At 53.4% G+C, this 19,008-nt stretch carries 16 protein-coding genes; 11 read left to right on the top strand and 5 right to left on the bottom strand.

What is annotated here, in order from left to right; genetic code table 11:
- Nucleotides 1–170: 170 nt before the first annotated feature.
- From NSU18_RS14705 to NSU18_RS14680, 6 genes are all read left to right on the top strand, one after another.
- Nucleotides 171–992, top strand: a complete 822-nt coding sequence (locus NSU18_RS14705) for a DUF4430 domain-containing protein (RefSeq protein ID WP_341149367.1) — start codon at nt 171–173, stop codon at nt 990–992.
- Nucleotides 989–1,933: an energy-coupling factor transporter transmembrane component T gene (locus NSU18_RS14700; protein WP_341149366.1), complete on the top strand. Its 945-nt coding sequence runs from the start codon at nt 989–991 to the stop codon at nt 1,931–1,933. Before NSU18_RS14705 ends, NSU18_RS14700 begins: the two co-directional genes overlap by 4 nt.
- Entirely contained in the window at nt 1,849–3,582 is a 1,734-nt protein-coding gene (locus NSU18_RS14695; RefSeq protein ID WP_341149365.1) for an ABC transporter ATP-binding protein, read from the top strand. The genes NSU18_RS14700 and NSU18_RS14695 overlap by 85 nt, the downstream gene beginning before the upstream one ends.
- Entirely contained in the window at nt 3,555–4,241 is a 687-nt protein-coding gene (locus tag NSU18_RS14690; RefSeq protein ID WP_341149364.1) for an ECF transporter S component, read from the top strand. The genes NSU18_RS14695 and NSU18_RS14690 overlap by 28 nt, the downstream gene beginning before the upstream one ends.
- A 148-nt stretch (nt 4,242–4,389) precedes the next feature.
- On the top strand, nt 4,390–6,099 hold the full coding sequence (locus NSU18_RS14685; protein ID WP_341018864.1) for a methyl-accepting chemotaxis protein: 1,710 nt from the start codon (nt 4,390–4,392) through the stop codon (nt 6,097–6,099).
- A gap of 121 nt (nt 6,100–6,220) precedes the next feature.
- Complete coding sequence (locus NSU18_RS14680; protein WP_341149363.1) at nt 6,221–7,351, top strand: hypothetical protein; 1,131 nt, start codon at nt 6,221–6,223, stop codon at nt 7,349–7,351.
- Between the two features lie 192 nt (nt 7,352–7,543).
- Here NSU18_RS14680 and qoxD read toward each other — a convergent pair whose 3' ends face one another.
- The 4 genes from qoxD to qoxA are packed head-to-tail and all read right to left on the bottom strand — an operon-like array spanning nt 7,544 to nt 11,442.
- Nucleotides 7,544–7,837, bottom strand: coding sequence for a cytochrome aa3 quinol oxidase subunit IV (gene qoxD, locus NSU18_RS14675; protein WP_340756670.1), 294 nt, complete (start codon nt 7,835–7,837; stop codon nt 7,544–7,546).
- Between the two features lies 1 nt (nt 7,838).
- Nucleotides 7,839–8,435 (bottom strand): cytochrome aa3 quinol oxidase subunit III, encoded by a 597-nt coding sequence (gene qoxC, locus NSU18_RS14670; RefSeq protein WP_036693560.1) that lies wholly within the window; start codon nt 8,433–8,435, stop codon nt 7,839–7,841.
- Nucleotides 8,432–10,381: a cytochrome aa3 quinol oxidase subunit I gene (qoxB, locus tag NSU18_RS14665; RefSeq protein ID WP_076157033.1), complete on the bottom strand. Its 1,950-nt coding sequence runs from the start codon at nt 10,379–10,381 to the stop codon at nt 8,432–8,434. The genes qoxC and qoxB overlap by 4 nt, the downstream gene beginning before the upstream one ends.
- A 44-nt stretch (nt 10,382–10,425) precedes the next feature.
- The gene (gene qoxA / locus NSU18_RS14660; RefSeq protein ID WP_341018866.1) at nt 10,426–11,442 is read right to left on the bottom strand and encodes a cytochrome aa3 quinol oxidase subunit II; all 1,017 of its coding nucleotides are present in this window, start codon (nt 11,440–11,442) and stop codon (nt 10,426–10,428) included.
- Between the two features lie 529 nt (nt 11,443–11,971).
- Between qoxA and NSU18_RS14655 the strand changes: the two genes are divergently transcribed.
- Entirely contained in the window at nt 11,972–13,096 is a 1,125-nt protein-coding gene (locus tag NSU18_RS14655; RefSeq protein ID WP_341149362.1) for a polysaccharide deacetylase family protein, read from the top strand.
- An 89-nt stretch (nt 13,097–13,185) separates the two neighbouring features.
- Here the strand turns inward: NSU18_RS14655 and NSU18_RS14650 are convergent, their stop codons facing one another.
- Entirely contained in the window at nt 13,186–13,803 is a 618-nt protein-coding gene (locus tag NSU18_RS14650) for a TetR/AcrR family transcriptional regulator (RefSeq protein WP_341018870.1), read from the bottom strand.
- A gap of 167 nt (nt 13,804–13,970) precedes the next feature.
- On the opposite strand from NSU18_RS14650, the gene NSU18_RS14645 reads away from it, so the two are divergent.
- The 4 genes from NSU18_RS14645 to NSU18_RS14630 all read left to right on the top strand — a co-directional run bounded on the left by NSU18_RS14645 (nt 13,971) and on the right by NSU18_RS14630 (nt 18,865).
- The gene (locus NSU18_RS14645) at nt 13,971–15,407 is read left to right on the top strand and encodes an MFS transporter (RefSeq protein WP_341149361.1); all 1,437 of its coding nucleotides are present in this window, start codon (nt 13,971–13,973) and stop codon (nt 15,405–15,407) included.
- 189 nt (nt 15,408–15,596) lie between these two features.
- Nucleotides 15,597–15,986, top strand: coding sequence for a GntR family transcriptional regulator (locus tag NSU18_RS14640; protein ID WP_341018873.1), 390 nt, complete (start codon nt 15,597–15,599; stop codon nt 15,984–15,986).
- Nucleotides 15,979–16,881 carry an ABC transporter ATP-binding protein gene (locus NSU18_RS14635; protein ID WP_341149360.1) on the top strand — a complete coding sequence of 301 codons (903 nt, stop codon included), beginning with the start codon at nt 15,979–15,981 and terminating at the stop codon, nt 16,879–16,881. Before NSU18_RS14640 ends, NSU18_RS14635 begins: the two co-directional genes overlap by 8 nt.
- Nucleotides 16,856–18,865, top strand: coding sequence for a hypothetical protein (locus NSU18_RS14630; protein WP_341149359.1), 2,010 nt, complete (start codon nt 16,856–16,858; stop codon nt 18,863–18,865). The genes NSU18_RS14635 and NSU18_RS14630 overlap by 26 nt, the downstream gene beginning before the upstream one ends.
- Nucleotides 18,866–19,008: the final 143 nt, after the last annotated feature.

The following is a 19,008-nucleotide window of genomic DNA, read 5'->3' as shown; positions in this document are numbered from 1 at the left end:
GAGCCGTTGAGGCGTATAGGGTTGCCGAAGCGCTGAAGACTCGTTAGAGTGACGGATTTGCTTGGAATTTGTTTGGATATGTGTTGAAAAGTAAGCATAAGGTGTATGAAGGAACGGGGAACAGGCTGACTGCCCCCGTTCTTTTCCCTTTTTGTGGAGGTGTGCAGGTAATGTTCAATCTAGTCAAAAGAGGCCGGGGAAGGCTGGCTCCGCTGCTTCTCCTGCTCATGGTATTGCTGCTCCCCGGCTGCTCCTCAGCGCAGCCGGATCAGGCAGGCGGCGGTACGCAGCCGCCCGCCGGAACCCCGGCCGCGCAGACGCCGCGGCCTGGAGACGAAGCGGCTCCGCTGCCGGGAGCCGCGGAGGGCACTGCCGTACCCTCCGCCCCTGCGGATGGTACGGCAGCTCCAGCGCCGCCAAGCGCAGCGGCGGCGCAGCCAACGGCGGGCGCAAGCGAGCCCGCCAAGACCCCGGCGCCGCCAAGCGCAGCGGCGGCGCAGCCAACGGCGGGCGCAAGCGAGCCCGCCAAGACCCCGGCGCCGCCAGGCGCAGCGGCGACGCAGCCACCGGCCGCCACACATTCTCCGGCGGCCACACCCATGCCGCCGACCCCCAAGCCCGCTCCGGCAGCCACGCCCAAGCCGGACCACGCGGTCACCCTCTCCATTACCGGAGATGAGGAGCATGGCGTGATTCTGGCCGCCGCCCAGTATGAGATCAAGCAGGGCGAGAGTGTGCTGGACCTGCTGAAGCGGATTACGCGGGAGCAGAAGATCCAGATGGAATATCAGGGCAGCAAAGCGTTTGCTTACGTGGAAGGTATAGATAATTTGTACGAGAGTGACCACGGGGCAGAGAGCGGCTGGATGTACAAGGTCAATGGAGAATTTCCGTCCAAGGCTGCGGGCAGCTGGATCGTGGAGCCCGGGGATACCATCGAGTGGCTGTATACGCTTGATCTGGGCAAAGACCTGGGGGCCAAAACGCCATGAGCAGCGGCTTCCGTTCCATGCATCCGGTAGTAGCCCTGCTGTATTATGCAGGGCTGCTGCTGTTCGCCCTGCTGGTCTTCCATCCGTTATTTCTGGCCACAGAGATAGCCGGGCTGCTGGCGTTGCTGCTGTTACAGGGCCAAGGGCGGCTGCTTGTGCGCGGCTTGCCTTTTATGCTGCTGATGGCAGCTTCCGTAGCCTTGCTGAACCCGCTGTTCTCGCATAGAGGAGCGCATATTCTGTTCTACTGGCTGGATCAGCCTATTACACTGGAAGCTGTGCTGTATGGACTGATGATGATGACAATGCTGCTTACTATTTTTATCTGGTTTCTATCCTACAATTACACGGTAACCACTGATAAATTCATGTACCTGTTCGCGGCGGCTGCGCCAAGAATGGCGCTGTTGACGCTGATGGCCATCCGGTTCGTGCCGCTGTTCCAGCGGCGGCTGCGCCAGATTACGCAGCTCCAGCGTCTGCGCGGCGTAGATACCGGTACGGGAAGCCTTAAGAAAAGAATGACAGACGGAATGACGCTGCTTAAAGTGCTGCTGACCTGGTCACTGGAGGAAGACCTCCAGACTGGAGACTCCATGACAGCCCGCGGCTACGGCAGCACCAAACGCAGCACCTACACGATATACAAGGCCGATTTGCAGGATAAGCTGGTGATGCTGCTGTTAACCGTTAGCGGTGTGGTTACGCTGCTGTTCTGGGTGCAGGGCTACGGCAAGCTGGAGATTTATCCCCGGATGAGACCGGCGGACTTCGGCTGGCAGGAGGCTGTCATGTACGGCAGCTTCTGCCTGTTCGTGCTCATTCCTGCGGGGCTGGAAGGAAAGGAGAAATGGTTATGGAGATCCTCAAAGCACAGCAATTATCCTTCCGATACCCTGAAGAAGACAGGGACACACTCCATGAGCTATCGTTCGTCATAGAAGAGGGTGAATTTGTCGTGCTCTGCGGCCCGTCCGGCAGCGGAAAAACCACCCTGCTGCGTCATCTGAAGCGGGAGCTTACCCCGGTAGGTACATCGAGCGGAACCTTGACCTACAAAGGACAGCCGCTGTCCGGGCTTCCGGCGGCGGTGGCCGCCGGGGAGATCGGGATGGTCTTCCAGAGTCCGGATGCACAGATCGTGATGGATACGGTCTGGCATGAGCTGGCCTTCTCCATGGAGAACCTGGGGCTGCCGCCTGCTGTTATGCGGACCCGGCTGGCGGAGATCTGCGGCTTGTTCGGGCTGGAGCCGCTGCTCTACCGTCCGGTACATGAGCTGTCAGGCGGACAGAAGCAGCTCATGAACCTGGCTTCAGTGCTGCTGCTTCAGCCCAAGGTGCTGCTGCTGGATGAGCCAACCTCCCAGCTTGATCCTGTTGCTGCGCGGGAATTCATTATGGCGCTGCAGCGGCTGAACGAGGAAATGGCGGTCACAGTGATCATCAGCGAGCACAGGCTGGAGGAGGTGCTGCCGCTGGCAGACCGTGTGCTGATGCTGGAAGACGGCAAGCTGCTGGCAGATGCCGCCCCCCGCCTGTTCGCCCGGCAGACCGGCAGCGGGACCTTGACCTCGGCTGGGCGTTACCTGCCAGCCGCCTCACGCCTGTACTTGTCGCTCGCTCCGGAAGCGGATTCGGCTATGCCGGAGAATATTCCCCTGACCGTGCGTGAGGGCAGACGCTGGCTGCATACCTTGAAGGCTGGAAAGGATGCTGGTACAGGTGCAAAGCTGGTTAATAACTTGGATGGGCCCGCAGTACCAGCTCCCCTAACTTCCCGCATACTATCTGCTCCAGAGGTGTATTCACCTCCAAGCCCAGCCGCAGAGCCTCTGCTCACCTGCCGAGAAGTGACCTTCCGGTATGAGAAGGAGGGCCGGGAGGTCCTCAGGAAGCTCACGCTGACGCTTAAGCAAGGGGAGCTCCTGGCAGTCATGGGCGGGAACGGTGCAGGCAAGTCCACCCTGCTGCATGTGCTGAACGGGCTGATGAAGCCGCAGCGCGGCAAGATAGAGCTGGTTAAGTGCAAGACTACCGGCCTGCTGGCGCAGAATCCGCTGCTCTACTTCAGCTATGATACGGTAGCCGAAGAGCTGCAGCATATGGGCAGCTACGCCGGGTTATCCCCTGAGGCAGCAGCAAGCCGGATTGAGGCTTTGCTCGAAGTGTTTCAGCTCCGGGAGGTGCTGCAGAGTCATCCCCATGATCTCAGCGGCGGGCAGCAGCAGCAGACCGCGCTTGCCATGCTGCTGCTGATGAAGCCGGATATACTGCTGCTGGATGAGCCGACCAAGGGGCTTGATCCGGCCGCCAAAGACAGGCTGGCCGCCCTGCTTCAGCAATTGCGCGGGCAGGGGATCAGTATTCTTATCGTAACGCATGATGTAGAGTTCGCGGCTAAGCATGCTACGCGCTGCGCGCTCCTGTTCGACGGGGGAATTACAGCGGAGGGCACACCGGCTGAATTCTTCAGCAGCAATTACTTCTATACCACGGCAGTCAACCGGATGGTGCGGGACTGGCTGCCGCAGGCATTGACACTAGAGGATGTGATTCGCACATGGCCCGCTTCCGCATACCGCTGCTAATCGCCCTGGGACTCTTCATCGCCGGGCTTGCGCTTACCGCAGCATTCACTGACCGGCATTATGTGCTGCTTAGCGTAGTGCTGCTGCTGGCGGCGCTCCTGCCGCTGTTCATCCGGCTGGAGCGCCGCCAGCTCCAGTCCCGTGAACTCGTGCTGCTGGCTGTATTGTCGGCCATCGCTGCGGTCAGCCGGATTCCTTTTGCCGCATTGCCGGGGGTAAAGCCTGTGTCAGCCGTTGTCATCCTCTCCGCTTATGTCTTCGGGGCAGAGGCGGGATTCGTCATCGGTGCAGTCGCTGCGCTGGTCTCGAATATTTACTTCGGGCAGGGCCCCTGGACACCCTGGCAGATGTTTGCCTGGGGCATGACCGGGCTTACAGCCGGATGGCTGCGGAGGAGCTGGTTATTGCGCCGGCGGGCCGGGCTGCTGATTTTTGGCTTCATCTGGGGGTTCCTGTTCGGCTGGATTATGAATATCTGGGTCCTGCTCAGTCTGCCGGACGCTTTAAGCTGGCGGCTGGTTGCCGTTACGTTTGCCGCAAGCTTTTATTTCGATCTGGCCCATGCCTTGTCGAATGTATTCTTCTTAGCGGTGCTGGCCGGAGGCTGGACCAAGGTACTGCAGAGATTCCGCAAGAAATATGGCTTGCTTCAAGAGTAAATGGAATGATAATTAATGGATAGCGCTCTATTAAAACGATAAATTTCTTCTTTTTTCGACAAATTTCTTAACAGGGCCATCAACAATTCGATGTTATTCTCCGATAAATAAGGTTACAGCTAGATTCGAGAAGGCGGGATAACGGGAAATGAGACATCTGAAGATTAAGCATAAAATGATTGTACTGATAGCGGTGGTTACCCTACTTCTGATCGGGATTGGAACAACAGGTATTCTGACGACAACCAGAATGGCGGACAGGTCTGAAGAGACGTACAGGCAGAACCTGCAGCCGATTTATTTCGTAACGGAGATCCGCGGGAATAACCGGGCGATTGAGTCTTTTCTGCTGGAGGATCTGATTACTACGGATGACGCCAAGAAGCAGGAGCTGAAGGCGAGAATTCAGGAGAATATCCAGACGAACAATGAGCTGATGGCTGAACTGAGGAAGATTGAATTCAACAATGAGAAGATTGCTGCTTATGTGAACGAATATACTCTGCTGCTGCCGGACTACCGCTCACAGCGTGATAATATTATCCACCTGGCCGATAACGATCTTAACGACGAAGGGTATCAGGTGTTCACGGGCCAGACCTTTAATGAGCTGCGTGACAAAATGGTCCGGCTGCTTGAAGAGACAGCGACGTTATTCATTCAGGAGGCGTCTGCCCACAATACACGTACGGCTGACAGTGCCAAGAGCTCGGTTACGCTAAGCAGTGTTCTGATTGCACTGGCCTTGCTGCTCAGTATTGTCATAAGTGTGGTCATTACCAGATTGATTACAGGGCCGCTGAAGGAATTGCAGGGGCTGATGAAGCGGGCGGAAGAAGGGGATCTGACGGCCTCTGCCGCTTACCGGTCCAGGGATGAGATCGGCCAGATTAATACCTCGTTCAATACCATGCTGGACGGGTTGAAAAATATGATGCGCGGCGTCTCGGAGAGCGCCGAGATTCTCTCGGCCTCCTCCCAGCAGATGAGTGCCAGTGCCGACCAGACGGCACATGCCTCACAGGTGATCGCTGAGACCTCAGGCGAGATCGCAGCCGGATTCGATGTGCAGGCGGAGAGCATTACCCGTACTACGCAGTCTGTGCGGACGATGTCCTATGAGATTGCCGAAGCCCGGCATAGCGGTAACGAAATGACCCGCCTGATGGAGCAGGCTGCCTCCTCCACGGAACGCGGTGTGTACGCAGTAGAACAGATACTGGCCCAGATGCGGGAGATTGACTCCAGTGTCTCGGAGAGCCGGCGGATTGTCGGCAACCTGGGCAGCCTGTCGGAAGAGATTAATACGATTATTACAACCATAAATGAGATTGCGAGCCAGACCAATCTATTGTCCCTGAATGCTTCCATCGAAGCCGCCCGGGCGGGAGAGCATGGCCGTGGCTTCGCTGTAGTCGCCGGTGAGATCCGCAAACTGGCGGAGGCTACCGGAACCAGCTCGCTGCAGATTACGGAGATTATTAACCATATCCGTCAGCAGACCGCCAGTGCCGTAGAATCGATGGAGCAAGGCTCCGGGATTGTCTCTCATGGTGTAGCACAGAGTGAAGTGGTAGCTGAAGCCTTTACAGCGATCCAGACCTCCATTCAGGCCGCCAGTGAGCAGACAGAGCAGATTACAGAGGTTATCGGTCATGTCGCGCAGGAATCGGAGGAAGTAGCCAAATCCATGTCAACGGTGAATGAAATCTCGCACAAAGGCGCCGCAGACCTTCAGGGCACCAGCGAAGCAAGCCTGGAGCAGCTGACCGCAATGGGAGAGATGTCCTCCTCCGCACAGTACCTGGCTACCCTGGCCGAGGACCTGCAGAAGCATCTGGCAAGGTTCCGGCTGTAACTGCTATAATAGACATTAGCCTGGCCCGACTCGGCCGAGGAACCCTGGAGATTCCGGGCATCCTCAGCAGAGCCGGGCTTTTGTACGTATTATTACTACCCTCAAGGAGGCGGTCTCTATAATGAATACCCGAACATGGAAGCTGGCGGTAGTTCCAGCCTTGTTAATGACACTTGCAGCTTGTAGCTCGAATCAGGCTGGTGCTCCGGCGGTTAGCCCTACTCCACAGCCAACAGCGGCTCCTGTACAGGCGTCTGCCCAGCCGACGGAAGGACCGAAGGCTACACCGGCACCTGCTGAAGCTGCTGGGGTAAAGGTTGAGGAAGTTAAGCAGTATGAGAACATCGCAATTTCCGACTGGAAGGATGATCACACCATTGTCTTGTCCAAGGCGAACGATAAGCTTGGACCGATCGCTTCGGGAGAGCTGAAGGGCTCCTATCCGCAGAGTCTGTATTTCTTCCATCTGGATACCGGCGAATACGAATTGATTACAGAGAAGGCGAACATGATGCTGGGGGATGCTAAGCTGTCCACCGACCAGTTATTTCTGCTCTATAGTGAATTCTCCCTGGGTGATCCTGCCTACAATGTGATGGACCTGGGTTCCAAAAAGACCTTCACCATCAAGGGCGATACCATTGCCGGAGCGATGGGGGCTGAGTGGGCGGACAAGGATACGGTAGTGGGTCCGGCATACAGCGGCGGTGCCTATACAGCCAGTACTTCCGGTAAGATCGCTCCTGTTGAGGGGCTGGGGGAAGAAGGCCTGATTGTTGTAAGACAACTCAAGGATAAGCTCTATTACACCAGTAATTCAAAGGACTCGCTGCAAATGCTTGACCTTAAAACTAAGGCGAAGACTGACTTGAATATTCCGGGTACCACCAGCGTAATCCCTTCGCCTGACGAAGAACAAATGCTGATCCTGCAGTATAAGGAGAATACCCAGGCTCTGCTGCTCAGCGGCACTGACGGTAAGAATCCGCGGACCCTGTTGGAAGGTGCCGAGCTTGGGGCCGTCTCCTGGTCTCCAGATCAGCGGCTGATTGCCTATAGTGTAGCCATTGAAGATAATGGTACAACGAAGAATACCTTATATGTCTACGATTTGTCCTCTGACAAGTCCGTTCAGATTGCGGAGAGCAACGGGACGATGACCACCTCATGGAGCCCCTCGGGCAAGCAGCTTGCGTATACGGAGCGGGACGACAGCGGCAGCAGCAGCAGTATAGTACAGTTGAAGTATTAACTAAAAAAAGCGGTCCGCACCGGTAAATCTACCGGATACGGACCGCTTTTTAAAAATATTTAAATTTATATGTTGCACACGATAACGTATCCTTCTATTTCTCGTCAAAACGGTGCCGTCCTTTAAAAGGACGGCACCGTTTCCACTTATAGATTACTAGTAGGAGCATAACGCTCCTCTGCTTCTTACGTTCTAAGCATACCAGCCCCATACGAAGATGAACAGGGTGCCGAAGATCGTGACCAGAGCCACGAACATGGCGTATGCGATATTGATATACAGTTCTTTTTTGGAATCGGCCGATTCTCCGATGTGCATGAACACAAACAGCTGCAAGGAAGCCTGGATCAGCGCTGTGATTAGCAGCACCGCCATATTGGCACTGGAGGACAGGTCTCCATAAATAACAATCAGTGCAGCGGCAGAGAGGACCAGAGAGGCTACATAACCCATCACATGCTTAATTGGGAATAGTTGCTTCATCATGTCACATCAGTCCTTTCAGGTAGACGAAGCTGAAGATAAAGATCCAGACCACGTCTAAGAAGTGCCAGAACAAGGAGAAGATGAACGTTTTGTTGGCGGTAGCGGGCGTAATGCCGCGCTTCCACAGCTGAATCATAATTCCAATTCCCCACAGCAGACCGAAGCTGACGTGAAGACCATGCGTTCCCAGTAAGATGAACAGACTGGAGAGGAAGCCGCTGGTCTGGAGCGTAGCTCCTTCATGCACATAAGTGAAGAACTCGTCGATTTCGATTCCGACAAAAGCCAGACCCATGACCAGCGTGATGGCCATGAAGACCATCATTGCTTTCTTGTAGCCATGCCGCATGGCATGGACAGCAAGGCCGATGGTGAAGGAACTCGACAGCAGGAGGAAGGTCTCCATCAGCACCGGGCCGATCTCGAACAGCTCGCTGCCGCTCGGTCCGCTGGCATAGCGGTTAACCATTACGAAATATACAGTGAACAGCGTAGCGAAGAGAGGGATCTCGGCTCCGAGGAAGACCCAGAAGCCGAAGATTTTGTTACTGTTCTCTTCCGTTGAATATTCGAGCGGCTTGGACGCATCTATTTTCATACAGTCTCACCCCGCATCAGTTTCTTTTCTGTAGCTGCAATCTCTTCTACAGGAATGTAGTAGCCCTGGTCCTTATCGAAGGACATGAAGGCCAGCACAACCAGGATTCCAATCCCGGAGACAATTGCCGGAATCCACATACTGAATACCAGGAAGAAGCCAAGGAAGAAGAAGACTACACCGAGTATGAACGGCTTGCCGGTATTGCTTGGCATATGAATCTTGGTGTATTTGGTATCTGTGTACAGCGGAATATTCTCGTGCTTCGCAGACCATAGAGCATCGCGCGTCTCAACCTTAGGCACAATCGCAAAGTTGTAGAGCGGGATCGGACTGTGCGTAGCCCATTCCAGTGTCCGGCCATCCCAAGGATCGTTGGTTGTATCTCTCGGCATGTAGCGGGTACTCCAGTAAATATTGTAGACCAGGATCACGAAGCCGATGGCGAGCCCGACAGCCCCGACGAAGCTCAGCATATTGAGCGGACCAAAGCCCGATTCCTCAGAATACGTATACATACGCCGCGTCATTCCCATCAGACCCAGGAAGAACAGCGGGAAGAAGGTTACATTAAAGGAAATAATAATCCACCAGAAGGCGTGCTTGCCCAGCCGTTCGTTCAGGCGGAAGCCGAACACCTTCGGGAACCAATAGTGGAACCCGGCGATGACGGCGAACACGGCACCCGGAATCAGCACGTAGTGGAAATGCGCAACCAGGAACATCGTGTTGTGATACTGGTAATCGGCGCTGGCCATCGCCAGCATGACACCCGTTACTCCGCCGATCGTAAAGATAGGGATAAAGGCCAGCGTGTACAGCATCGGGGTCGTGAAGGTAATCCTGCCCTTTCGCAGGGTGAATAGCCAGTTGAATATTTTGACCCCGGTAGGTACCGCTATGGCCATCGTTGTAATCGAGAAGAAGCTGTTGACCATGGCACCTTGACCCATCGTATAGAAATGGTGCGCCCATACGAGGAAGGACAGGAGCGAGATGATCAGCATACTGAATACCATGGAGGTATAGCCGTACAGGTTCTTCTTCGAGAAGGTGGCGATAATCTCACTATATATACCGAAGGCCGGAAGGATTACGATATAGACCTCCGGATGTCCCCAGACCCAGAACAGATTGGCCCAGAGCATATCCATCCCGCCGTTGGCCATCGTGAAGAACTGGGAGCCGAAGAGGCGGTCGAACATCATCATCGCCAGCGCTACGGTAAGCACCGGGAAGGCGAAGACAATAATAACGTTGGTGATCAGTACGGACCAGGTGAACATCGGCATCTTCATCAGTGTCATGCCTGGTGCGCGCATCTTAAGGATCGTTACGATAAAGTTAACCCCGGTGATCAGCGTACCGATACCGGAAATCTGCAAGGCCAGAGAGTAGTAGTTGTTCCCTACGGTCGGGCTGAATTCAAGACTCGCCAGCGGGAAGTACGCTGACCAGCCCGCATCCGGCGATCCGCCGATGACGAAGGAAATGTTCAGCAGCATGGCGCCCATGAAGAAGAGCCAGAAGCTGACAGCGTTCAGCCGCGGGAAGGCAACGTCCCGTGCGCCGATCTGCAGCGGAATGATTACGTTCATTAGACCGATGATGAACGGCATGGCCATGAAGAGAATCATGATCAGACCATGGGTGGTGAAGACCTCATTGTAATGCTGCGCATCGAGGAATTTCATTTCCGGCGCAGCCGTCTGCAGACGCATCATCATCGCATCTACACCGCCGCGGAACAGCATCAGCAGCGCCGCGAGGATGTACATGATCCCGATTTTTTTGTGGTCAACGGTGGTCAGCCATTCGCGCCACAGATAGCCCCATTTCTTGAAATAGGTAAGCCCTACGAGAATCCCGATGGTTGCCAGTGCAATACTGATCATGGCCCCGTATATCAAGGGTTCGCCGTGAACCTTAAATTTGTCCAAATCCATTAGGGTAGCTCCTTTCAGTGTGTTGCATTAAGCTCGCAAGAGAGCTAGTGTCCTTCGTGTGTGCTTTCATCCACAGGGGAGCTTGGCAGCGGCTGGTCGACATCCGGATGAGGCTCGCTGTCGAATTCTGTTCCGCTGGACGGCTCGGGAGACGGATGAATTTCCTTGTTATCCTGATGCTCCTGATTGCCGTTGTCCATATCCATCTCCTTGCCGCCGCCGCTCATATGCTCGCCGTGGTCTCCAGGAGGAGGGCTGAACTCCAGATGGGTGGAGGAATACGTTTTGCGTCCGAGGTAGTCTGTGGCCAGCAGGCCTTTGAATTCTTCCTCAGTCAGCTTAGGCGCAGTTTCCTTTACTTCCTTCACCCAGTCCTCATAACCCTTGTTGCTAAGGACAAGCGCTTCGAATTCCATGTGGGCGAAGCCTTTACCGCTGAAGTTCGCGTTCTTTCCGATATAAGAGCCTTCTGTATCAGCGGAGAGATGAAGCGTTGTCAGCATGTCGCTCATCGCGTACTTTTGACCGGCAAGCTGTGGAATCCAAAGACTGGTAATGGTGCCGAATGAGTACATTCTGAATTCTACCGCACGATGCACCGGCATATTCACGTAGTTAACCGTCTCGATCCCTTCCTCAGGGTAGCTGAAATGCCATTTCCAGTTGGAAGAGGAAGCATAGATGACCAGCGGCGTCTGATCCTGATAGTCCGCAGCCACATTCTCCACTTCGTTAGTCGTCTTGACGGTAACAACGGACAAGAAGGCTACGATGATTATCGGGATGATAATCCAGATGGCCTCCAGTACCTTGTTGCCTTCCTCATGTTCAGGGATGTAGCCCTCATTACTCTTCTTCGCACGATATTTCACCAGTACAAAGATATACAGAATGTAGACAACAGCCAGAACCCCGAGCATCACAAGAATAGAGAGCAAGATGGTGTCAGATAACGTCCTTGCAGACGGTCCCTTCGGGTTCAGAACAGCGATTGAGCTGCATCCCGGCAGGAGAAGGATCAGGCTTAGAAACAAAGCGTATAACGGTCCCTTTTTTTTCATATAGAACTCCTTCCTTCAATACTACTTTTCATTCGCCGTTCATTAACGGGAGTACATTGATCTGTATCTATAGTAAGAACTACTTACCCATAATGCAAAATACATATTTTGTATAAATATATAAAATAGACCTTAAAAATGGCGAACAAGTTAAATATGTGTGATCAAATTGTTACAACTCCCTAAGGGTATGATAAAGATCACTGTAGTGGCGCACTTTAGCTAATTTTAAGGTTGTTCAATTTTTGTTCAAAATTCCGATATTGTTATTAATTTTGTCACAATTATTCTGGGCCAAAAACCGCTGATTTAACCGTGTAACACCTGCTGTGACAGCATTCGACGAGAATTGCGTGCTTTCTGAAAATAATGGCGAACCCTCAATTATCATTGCATAAGAGTAACAATTTTTTAGCTTCCGGTTACAATCTCTCAAATTACGTTGAAAGTATATATGATAAAGTGATAGACAAATATACATAGATTGGAGACGGCTGCTGTGCGCATCAAGAAAATTCTGCTCTTATTCATGTCTTTATTCCTAATTATGGGGCTTGTGCAGGTCCCGGCTAACGCTAAAGGGGATAGCACTATTCTTAAGCTCGGAGTCAACGATACATTAAGTAAGGTTGAAGCTGTCTCTGTAAAAGGCACCTATTATGTACCGCTGCGTGCACTTGCGGATGAGCTGAAATGGACCCTTACCGGGTTAACGGACGGGATTCACGTAGCCGGCGGGACTGGTTCGCTTACCCTGCTGAGCAAGGACGGAGGAGCGGTGCTGAAGGACGGCACGGCCGTGCCTATGAATACTTTTGTGCAGAACGGCAAGCTCATGGCTCCGCTGAAGGTCAGCGGGTACCTCGGGTATAGCATTTCCTATGCGGGAGATAAATATTTACTTCGTGTGAAGGACGGCTCGGCACAGCTTACCGATGCAGCGTTTACTGATAAATATGCTGCCGACCTGAAGCCGAAGGCTCCGGTAGCGCCAGCGACTCCCTCCACTCCGGTTACACCCGCTGATCCGGGCAAGCCGGGCCGGACCGTATACCTGACCTTCGACGACGGCCCGTCAGCGACGACTGGTGAGCTGCTGGACATCCTGAGTAAATATGACGTACAGGCGACCTTCTTCATGCTGGGGAACAACATGAATCAGCATCCCGCCCAGGTGAAGAGAATTGCGAAGGAGGGCTATGGCTTAGCGCTGCATGGTGTGACTCACCGCCAGGAGAAATTCTATGCTTCTCCGTCAGCGGCGCTTGCCGAGATGTCAGGGGCCAATGCAACGTTGAAGAAGCTGACGGGAGTAAGCACCACACTGATCCGTACGCCATACGGAAGCAAGCCCTATTTCACCAAGTCCTTCCGCGATAAAGTCCTGACACAGGGCTATCATCTCTGGGACTGGAACGTGGATTCCTACGACTGGAAATACAAACAGAACAGCGACAGAATCTATAACACCGTGATGGATCAGGTGAATAAGCTGAAGGCGTCCAAGACCAATCCGGTAATTCTGATGCATGACCAGAAGGCTACACTCAAGGTGCTGCCGCGTATTCTGGAGACGCTGAAGAAGGAAGGCTATACCTTCAAGCTCATTACGAAGGACATGGAGCCGCTCAATTTCTGGAAGGATAAACGCTGATCCGTAAGGGTCAATAGAGAAGAGCAAGCCTGCGGGGGAATCCGCAGCTTGCTCTTTTTTTGCGAAAATGTATAGAGGAAACGCTGTTGTTACTTGTACAAATATTGCACCAGCATATGAACCAGCTCTGACTTCAGCCGGTCCACAGCGATCCGCTGCGGCGAGAAGGAGATGAAGTCCACAATCGCGCTCACAGACTCGAACACAATGATCGACGCTGCCTCCGTATCCTCCGTCTTCAGTTCATCCTGTCCCATCTGAAGATAGGTCAGCGTCTTAAGACGGCCGGCCTCGTACTGGGCATCCATCAACTGCTTGATGGCCTCATCGCTGTGATACATAATGTTCAGATCCTTGTGATACCCGATAAAAGCCTTATGCGAAAGCAGAAGCGTGTCTATCAGATGCAGGATCAGGTCCGTACGCTCAATCGTATTGAAATTAATCTCAGCCATCGACCGCTCGACCTCGGCCATCAGCTCATCCCCGTACATGTGGAGCACCTCAATGAACACGGCTCTTTTATCCACGAAATAGGAGTAGAAGCTCCCGGTCGACACCCCGGCCGCTGCTGCAATCTCCTTCGTATTCGTCTGATAGAAGCCCTTGTCCGAGAACAACTGCATCGCGGCCCGGATAATGGCTTCCTTAGTTCGTATACTGCGCTCCTGCTGCGGAGTTCTAATCTTGTCCTCTGTTTCACCCATATCGTAAGGTCCCCCTCATAGTACAGATTGTAGTGGAGCAGTTTTGCGCTGTCAATAAAAACTGAACCCAAGTTCATTTTCTGATTGACAAATATGAACTTGGGTTCATATAATTTGAATATGAACTCTATTTCATATTTAGGGAGATGAACAAAATGGGGATTGGAATGCGCAGAGCTTTATCCTTTACGGCGATTGTGCTGGGGTTTTTCATGGCGCTGCTGGATACGACCATTATTAATATTGCCCTGCCGGAGATGACCCGCCAGTTCGGGGGGAGTGTGTCGCAGGTATCGTGGGTGATGAACGGCTACAACCTGGCCTTTGCCGTATTCATCCTGACTGCCTCGCGACTGGCCGATCAATTCGGACGAAAGAAGGTATTTCTGATTGGCGTGGGAATGTTCACTCTGAGCTCTCTGCTGGCCGGACTCTCCACTTCCCTTGGCATGCTGATTCTGTTCCGGGTCATTCAAGGCTTGGCGGGAGCCATTATTGTGCCGGTTACCATTCCGCTAAGCACCACTACCTTCCCTAAAGAAATGCACGGACTGATTATAGGCATATGGGGGGCTGTCTCAGGAGTGGCTGCGGCAAGCGGTCCGGCACTTGGCGGAATTCTGACACAGAAGCTGAGCTGGGAGTGGATTTTTTTTGTGAACGTACCGCTTGGGCTGCTGAGTATAGGGCTGACCGCTATGTTCATTCAGGAGTCGCGGGATGATTCAGCAGGAAGGTCCATAGACTATGGCGGAATGCTGGGGGTTACAGGAGGGATGTTCTGCATTACATATGCTCTGATTAAAGTGCAGGATTACGGCTGGAGCTCACGCACGTTCCTGGGGCTGATGGCTGCGGGAGTGTTGTTTCTGGTGTTCTTTTTTCTTACGCAGTCTAAGGGAAAGAAGCCGATGCTGCCCTTGTCCCTGCTGAAGATCAGAGCTTTCAATAGTACTTCGGTATCGATGATCGTGCTTGGGGCGGCGGTGATGAATATTTCGCTGCTGACCTCCTTTTATCTGACCCGGGTGATGGGGGTATCGGAGCTGAAGGCAGGGCTGGTCCTCTCAACCATGGCCTTAGGCTCCATCGCCAGCTCGGCTGTATCCGGGCCGCTGGCTGCGAAATACGGCAGCAGTGTGTTCGCCGCAGCGGGAATGGTGCTGATTGGCGCTGCCACCTATTCCATGAGCGGACTTGAGGCCGATTCTACGCTGGGTGCGGTGATGCTCCGGCTTGCAGTGACTGGCTTCGGCGTGGGACTCTCGATGCCGCCTGTGATGTCATCGGCGATCCGGGTCGTTCCTGAAGATAAGGTAGGCATAGCCTCAGGGGTGACGAATATGGCGAAGGCGCTGGGGAGTGTGCTCGGTGTGGCCATCATCGTCACTGTGCTCCAGCATAATACAACCCGGGAGCTGAGTGCGGCGAACTCCGCAGGCACAGAGGCCGGGGCCGTGGTAATAAGACAGCAGCAGGCGGCTGTGGATGCGTTCAGCCAGACCTATAAGTTCGCAGGCTATCTGCTGCTCCCGGGTATAGGCGCTGCCCTGTTCAGCGATGAACGCAGGCAGCAGCGCAGAAGCAGCCTTCATGTTCAATAGAACAGTCCCCCTAAGCAATCATAACCCCCACCTGCCTTTTGGACAGATGGGGGTTATTTGGGTGACATGTTGAAACTAGAAAAAGTAAAAGTTAATGATTGACATTAACCCTAAACTGTATTAATAATAGTAGTACAGTTAATACACTTTGATACAGCAGCCGGAGTATCAGATGAAAGGAGGACTGTCATGTTCGAGTTGGATGTACGCAGCCGCAAGCCGATCTATGAGCAGCTGACCGACAAGGTGAAAGAGATGATTATGCACGGGATTCTGCGGGCGGATGAACAGCTGCCTTCGGTGCGGGCGTTATCCTCGCAGCTTACAGTCAATCCCAATACGATCCAGAAAGCCTACCGGGAGCTTGAGCGTGAGGGGTATATCTATTCGCTGCAGGGCAAGGGCAATTTCGTTGCCGCCATGCAGCAGGAGCACAACGAGAGCAAGCGGGCGGAGCTGAAGACAGAGCTGCTGCGGCTGATGGCGGAGGCGGTCTATCTCGGATTTACGGAGAGCGAGATTAGTGCATTGTACCGCCAGTCGCTGGATCAGAGAAGAGAGGGGAACAGCCATGATTGAGATACGCGGGGTCAGCAAGATTTTTCAGGGGGATAAGGCGGTTGACAATCTGTCGCTGACTGTACATAAAGGCGCTATTTACGGGTTGCTGGGATCGAACGGAGCCGGCAAAACCACGCTGCTGAAAACGCTTGCCGGGATTTACCGTCCTGATGCAGGCACGGTCAAGCTTGGCGGACAGCCAGTCTACGAGTCGCCGGAAATGAAGTGCAGAATGATCTTCATGCAGGACAGCCCGTACTTCTTCCCCCAGGCGACCATACGGAGTATGGCGGCCTTCTACAAGTCCATCTACCCGGAATGGAGCCAGAAGCGCTATGACGAGCTGCTTGCTATGTTCCGGCTTGATCCCCGGCGCAAGCTCAGCCGCTTCTCCAAGGGGATGCAGCGCCAGGCAGCCCTTCTGCTTGCGCTTAGCTGCAGGCCGGAGGTGCTGATCATGGACGAGCCGATTGACGGGCTTGACCCGGTGATGCGCCGCCAGATCAAGAATCTCCTGTTCCAGGAAGTCGCGGAGCGCGAGCTTACGGTGCTGATCTCCTCGCATAATCTGCGGGAGATTGAGGATCTGTGCGACCATGTCGGCATTATGCATGAGGGCCGGATGCTCGTGGAGAAGGATCTGGATGATCTGAAGTCGGACACGCATAAGGTACAGGTCGCGTTCCGTGATGAACGTCATGCGGCTGCGCTGGAATCCATCCTGAGAATCCTCCACCGGGAGGAGCGGGGAAGTGTCAGGCTGTATATTGTCAAAGGTGAGCGGGAACGCATCAGCCAGGCCTTCTATGTCTATGATCCGTATGTATTCGATCTGCTGCCGCTGACGCTGGAGGAAATCTTTATTTATGAAATGGGAGGTGCCGGTTATGACGTACAACCGATTATTTTGTAACGCCAGCCTGATCCGTCAGAACCTGCGCCAGCACGGGTGGATTGGAATTCTGTATACGCTGGTGCTGTTATTTATGCTTCCGCTGCAGCTGTTCGCAGACGGAGCCCGGCTTGAAAATAAGATCGAAATAGATAGTCTGTTCGGCTTTGGTACTAATATTTATGCGGTTCTGATTGCCTTTCCGATAATTGCTGGACTGTTCCTGTCCCGTTATCTGCAGTCCAAAGGCTCCTCCGATCTGATGCACAGCCTCCCGCTGCGCCGCTCGCATCTGCTGTCTTCTTATACGCTGAGCGGTCTGCTTCTGCTGCTGCCGCCCATTTGGATTACAAGTGTGGTTACGATGCTGGTCCGCCCGCTGGAGGGGAATATGTATATCTATCACGGGGCGGAGGTCTGGGAGTGGTGCCTGACCCTTACAGTGTTGTCGCTGTTCTTGTTTGCCTTTACGCTTTTTGTGGGGATATGTGTAGGACAGACCGTGCTGCAGAGTGTGGTGACCCTCATTCTGTTAGTCCTCCCTGCGGCAATATTAATGTTTATAGATATGCATCTGAACAGATATTTGTATGGGTACCCGGATAGTATAGGATCGAGGGAATCCCTGAAGGATTGGGCGCCGATGCTGCGGATTGCAGATATGTCTTATAGCCCCTTCAGTCCTACAGAGCTTTGGGTCTATGCTCTACTATTTGCAGCCTTTTTAACGCTGTCCTTTGTGCTGTACCGTAAGCGCCACAGTGAGAAGGCTGGACAGGCAATGGCCTTCACCTATTTTAATCCGCTGTTCAAAGCCGGGGTAATGCTCTGCAGTATGCTGCTTGCGCTCAGCTACTTCGGCAGTATCAAGCAGGAAACAGGCTGGATCGTCGGCAGTGTTGTCGCAGGAGGGGGAATCGGTTATATTCTCGTAGAGATGGTTCTCCGCAAAAGCTGGCATATCCTGAACCGCAAGCTGCCGCTTGAAATGGCAGTATACAGTATCCTGCTTGGCTTGCTGCTCTATGTTCCTGTATCCGGCTTGACCGGATATGAGACCTGGGTTCCGGCCTCCGGGAAGGTGAGTGCGGTATTCGCCGGTGGTAATTATGCAGACCTGATGCAACGCCCTTACAACGCTCCGAATACTGCACCTGCGGAGGAGACTGATATCTTTTCCAAGGACCCGAAATATATTGAGGCTGTAACTGCACTGCATAGTGCTATCGTAACGGCGAAGCCGGGTCAGGGCGATCCCATGTGGAATCATGGTTATCTCTCTTACTACCGCTTCACGTTGTCATATAAGCTTAAGAGCGGAGGGACACTGATGCGGACCTATCAGGTTCCGTCAGTGGGCTTCGAGCCGGAGTTGAAGACGGTCATGGGACATGTGGACTACAAACGTGTGCGATACCGGATATCCCAGATGAACAAGAACGCAGAGAGTATCCGTATGAGTAATCTCGACAAGGCCTTCAGTATTTCTGATCCGCAGGAGGTGAAGGAGTTCAAGGACATCTTAACCCGTGAAGTGCTGAACATGTCCTATGAGGATCAGGTTTCGGATCAGCGGTCACGGGCGTCCATCCGTGTTCTTCAAAAGACGGATAAAGATGGAATTCAGTCGTATTTCACTTATGACTGGTACCCGTCCTATCATGAATTAGGGGCTTGGCTGGAAAAGAAGGGATATGCGGATAAAGTGCGGATTACCGAGGCGGACGTCCGGTCCGCCGAGATGTTCATAGATATGAATCACAGTAAGCTGCCACCCGGGCGGATGTATGATCCCGAGAGCCGTCTGGAGTTAGCACGCAGCGAGAAACGGGCTATTATGGTCAAAGACAAAACGCTAATTAGCGGTATTCTGGAGCATCGCCGCAATTATAACCGCAGAGAGGGAGAATATGCGGTGAAGATCGTGTATAAGAATGGTTCATCTAATTATATTTCGCTGGATCAGCAGGAGATGTCTCCGGCGCTGAAGGCACTTCTTCCTTAAGTAGGTTTGTTCTGTCGTAGTAACCCGGGCAATCCTGTTCCCCTCGTAAACGGATGCATATCCTTTGCGGGGGGATTTCTATGTTGCAGCGGGAATTCAGTGCCAGTGCCGATGCCAGTGGTAGTGCCATTGCCGGTGCTAGT

Origin of the sequence: Paenibacillus sp. FSL H8-0048, from assembly GCF_038002825.1 — a bacterium.
GTDB lineage: Bacteria > Bacillota > Bacilli > Paenibacillales > Paenibacillaceae > Paenibacillus_AQ.
This window is presented reverse-complemented; position numbering and strand designations above follow the sequence as displayed.

Coding starts and splice junctions, on each gene's coding strand:
- NSU18_RS14650 (WP_341018870.1), bottom strand. CDS start 13,803: ATGGGTGAAACAGAGGACAAGATTAGAACTCCGCAGCAGGAGCGCAGT.
- qoxB (WP_076157033.1), bottom strand. CDS start 10,381: ATGGATTTGGACAAATTTAAGGTTCACGGCGAACCCTTGATATACGGG.
- NSU18_RS14690 (WP_341149364.1), top strand. CDS start 3,555: ATGGCCCGCTTCCGCATACCGCTGCTAATCGCCCTGGGACTCTTCATC.
- NSU18_RS14635 (WP_341149360.1), top strand. CDS start 15,979: ATGATTGAGATACGCGGGGTCAGCAAGATTTTTCAGGGGGATAAGGCG.
- NSU18_RS14680 (WP_341149363.1), top strand. CDS start 6,221: ATGAATACCCGAACATGGAAGCTGGCGGTAGTTCCAGCCTTGTTAATG.
- NSU18_RS14700 (WP_341149366.1), top strand. CDS start 989: ATGAGCAGCGGCTTCCGTTCCATGCATCCGGTAGTAGCCCTGCTGTAT.
- NSU18_RS14640 (WP_341018873.1), top strand. CDS start 15,597: ATGTTCGAGTTGGATGTACGCAGCCGCAAGCCGATCTATGAGCAGCTG.
- qoxC (WP_036693560.1), bottom strand. CDS start 8,435: ATGAAAATAGATGCGTCCAAGCCGCTCGAATATTCAACGGAAGAGAAC.
- NSU18_RS14655 (WP_341149362.1), top strand. CDS start 11,972: ATGTCTTTATTCCTAATTATGGGGCTTGTGCAGGTCCCGGCTAACGCT.
- NSU18_RS14630 (WP_341149359.1), top strand. CDS start 16,856: ATGACGTACAACCGATTATTTTGTAACGCCAGCCTGATCCGTCAGAAC.
- NSU18_RS14705 (WP_341149367.1), top strand. CDS start 171: ATGTTCAATCTAGTCAAAAGAGGCCGGGGAAGGCTGGCTCCGCTGCTT.
- NSU18_RS14685 (WP_341018864.1), top strand. CDS start 4,390: ATGAGACATCTGAAGATTAAGCATAAAATGATTGTACTGATAGCGGTG.
- NSU18_RS14645 (WP_341149361.1), top strand. CDS start 13,971: ATGCGCAGAGCTTTATCCTTTACGGCGATTGTGCTGGGGTTTTTCATG.
- qoxD (WP_340756670.1), bottom strand. CDS start 7,837: ATGATGAAGCAACTATTCCCAATTAAGCATGTGATGGGTTATGTAGCC.
- NSU18_RS14695 (WP_341149365.1), top strand. CDS start 1,849: ATGGAGATCCTCAAAGCACAGCAATTATCCTTCCGATACCCTGAAGAA.
- qoxA (WP_341018866.1), bottom strand. CDS start 11,442: ATGAAAAAAAAGGGACCGTTATACGCTTTGTTTCTAAGCCTGATCCTT.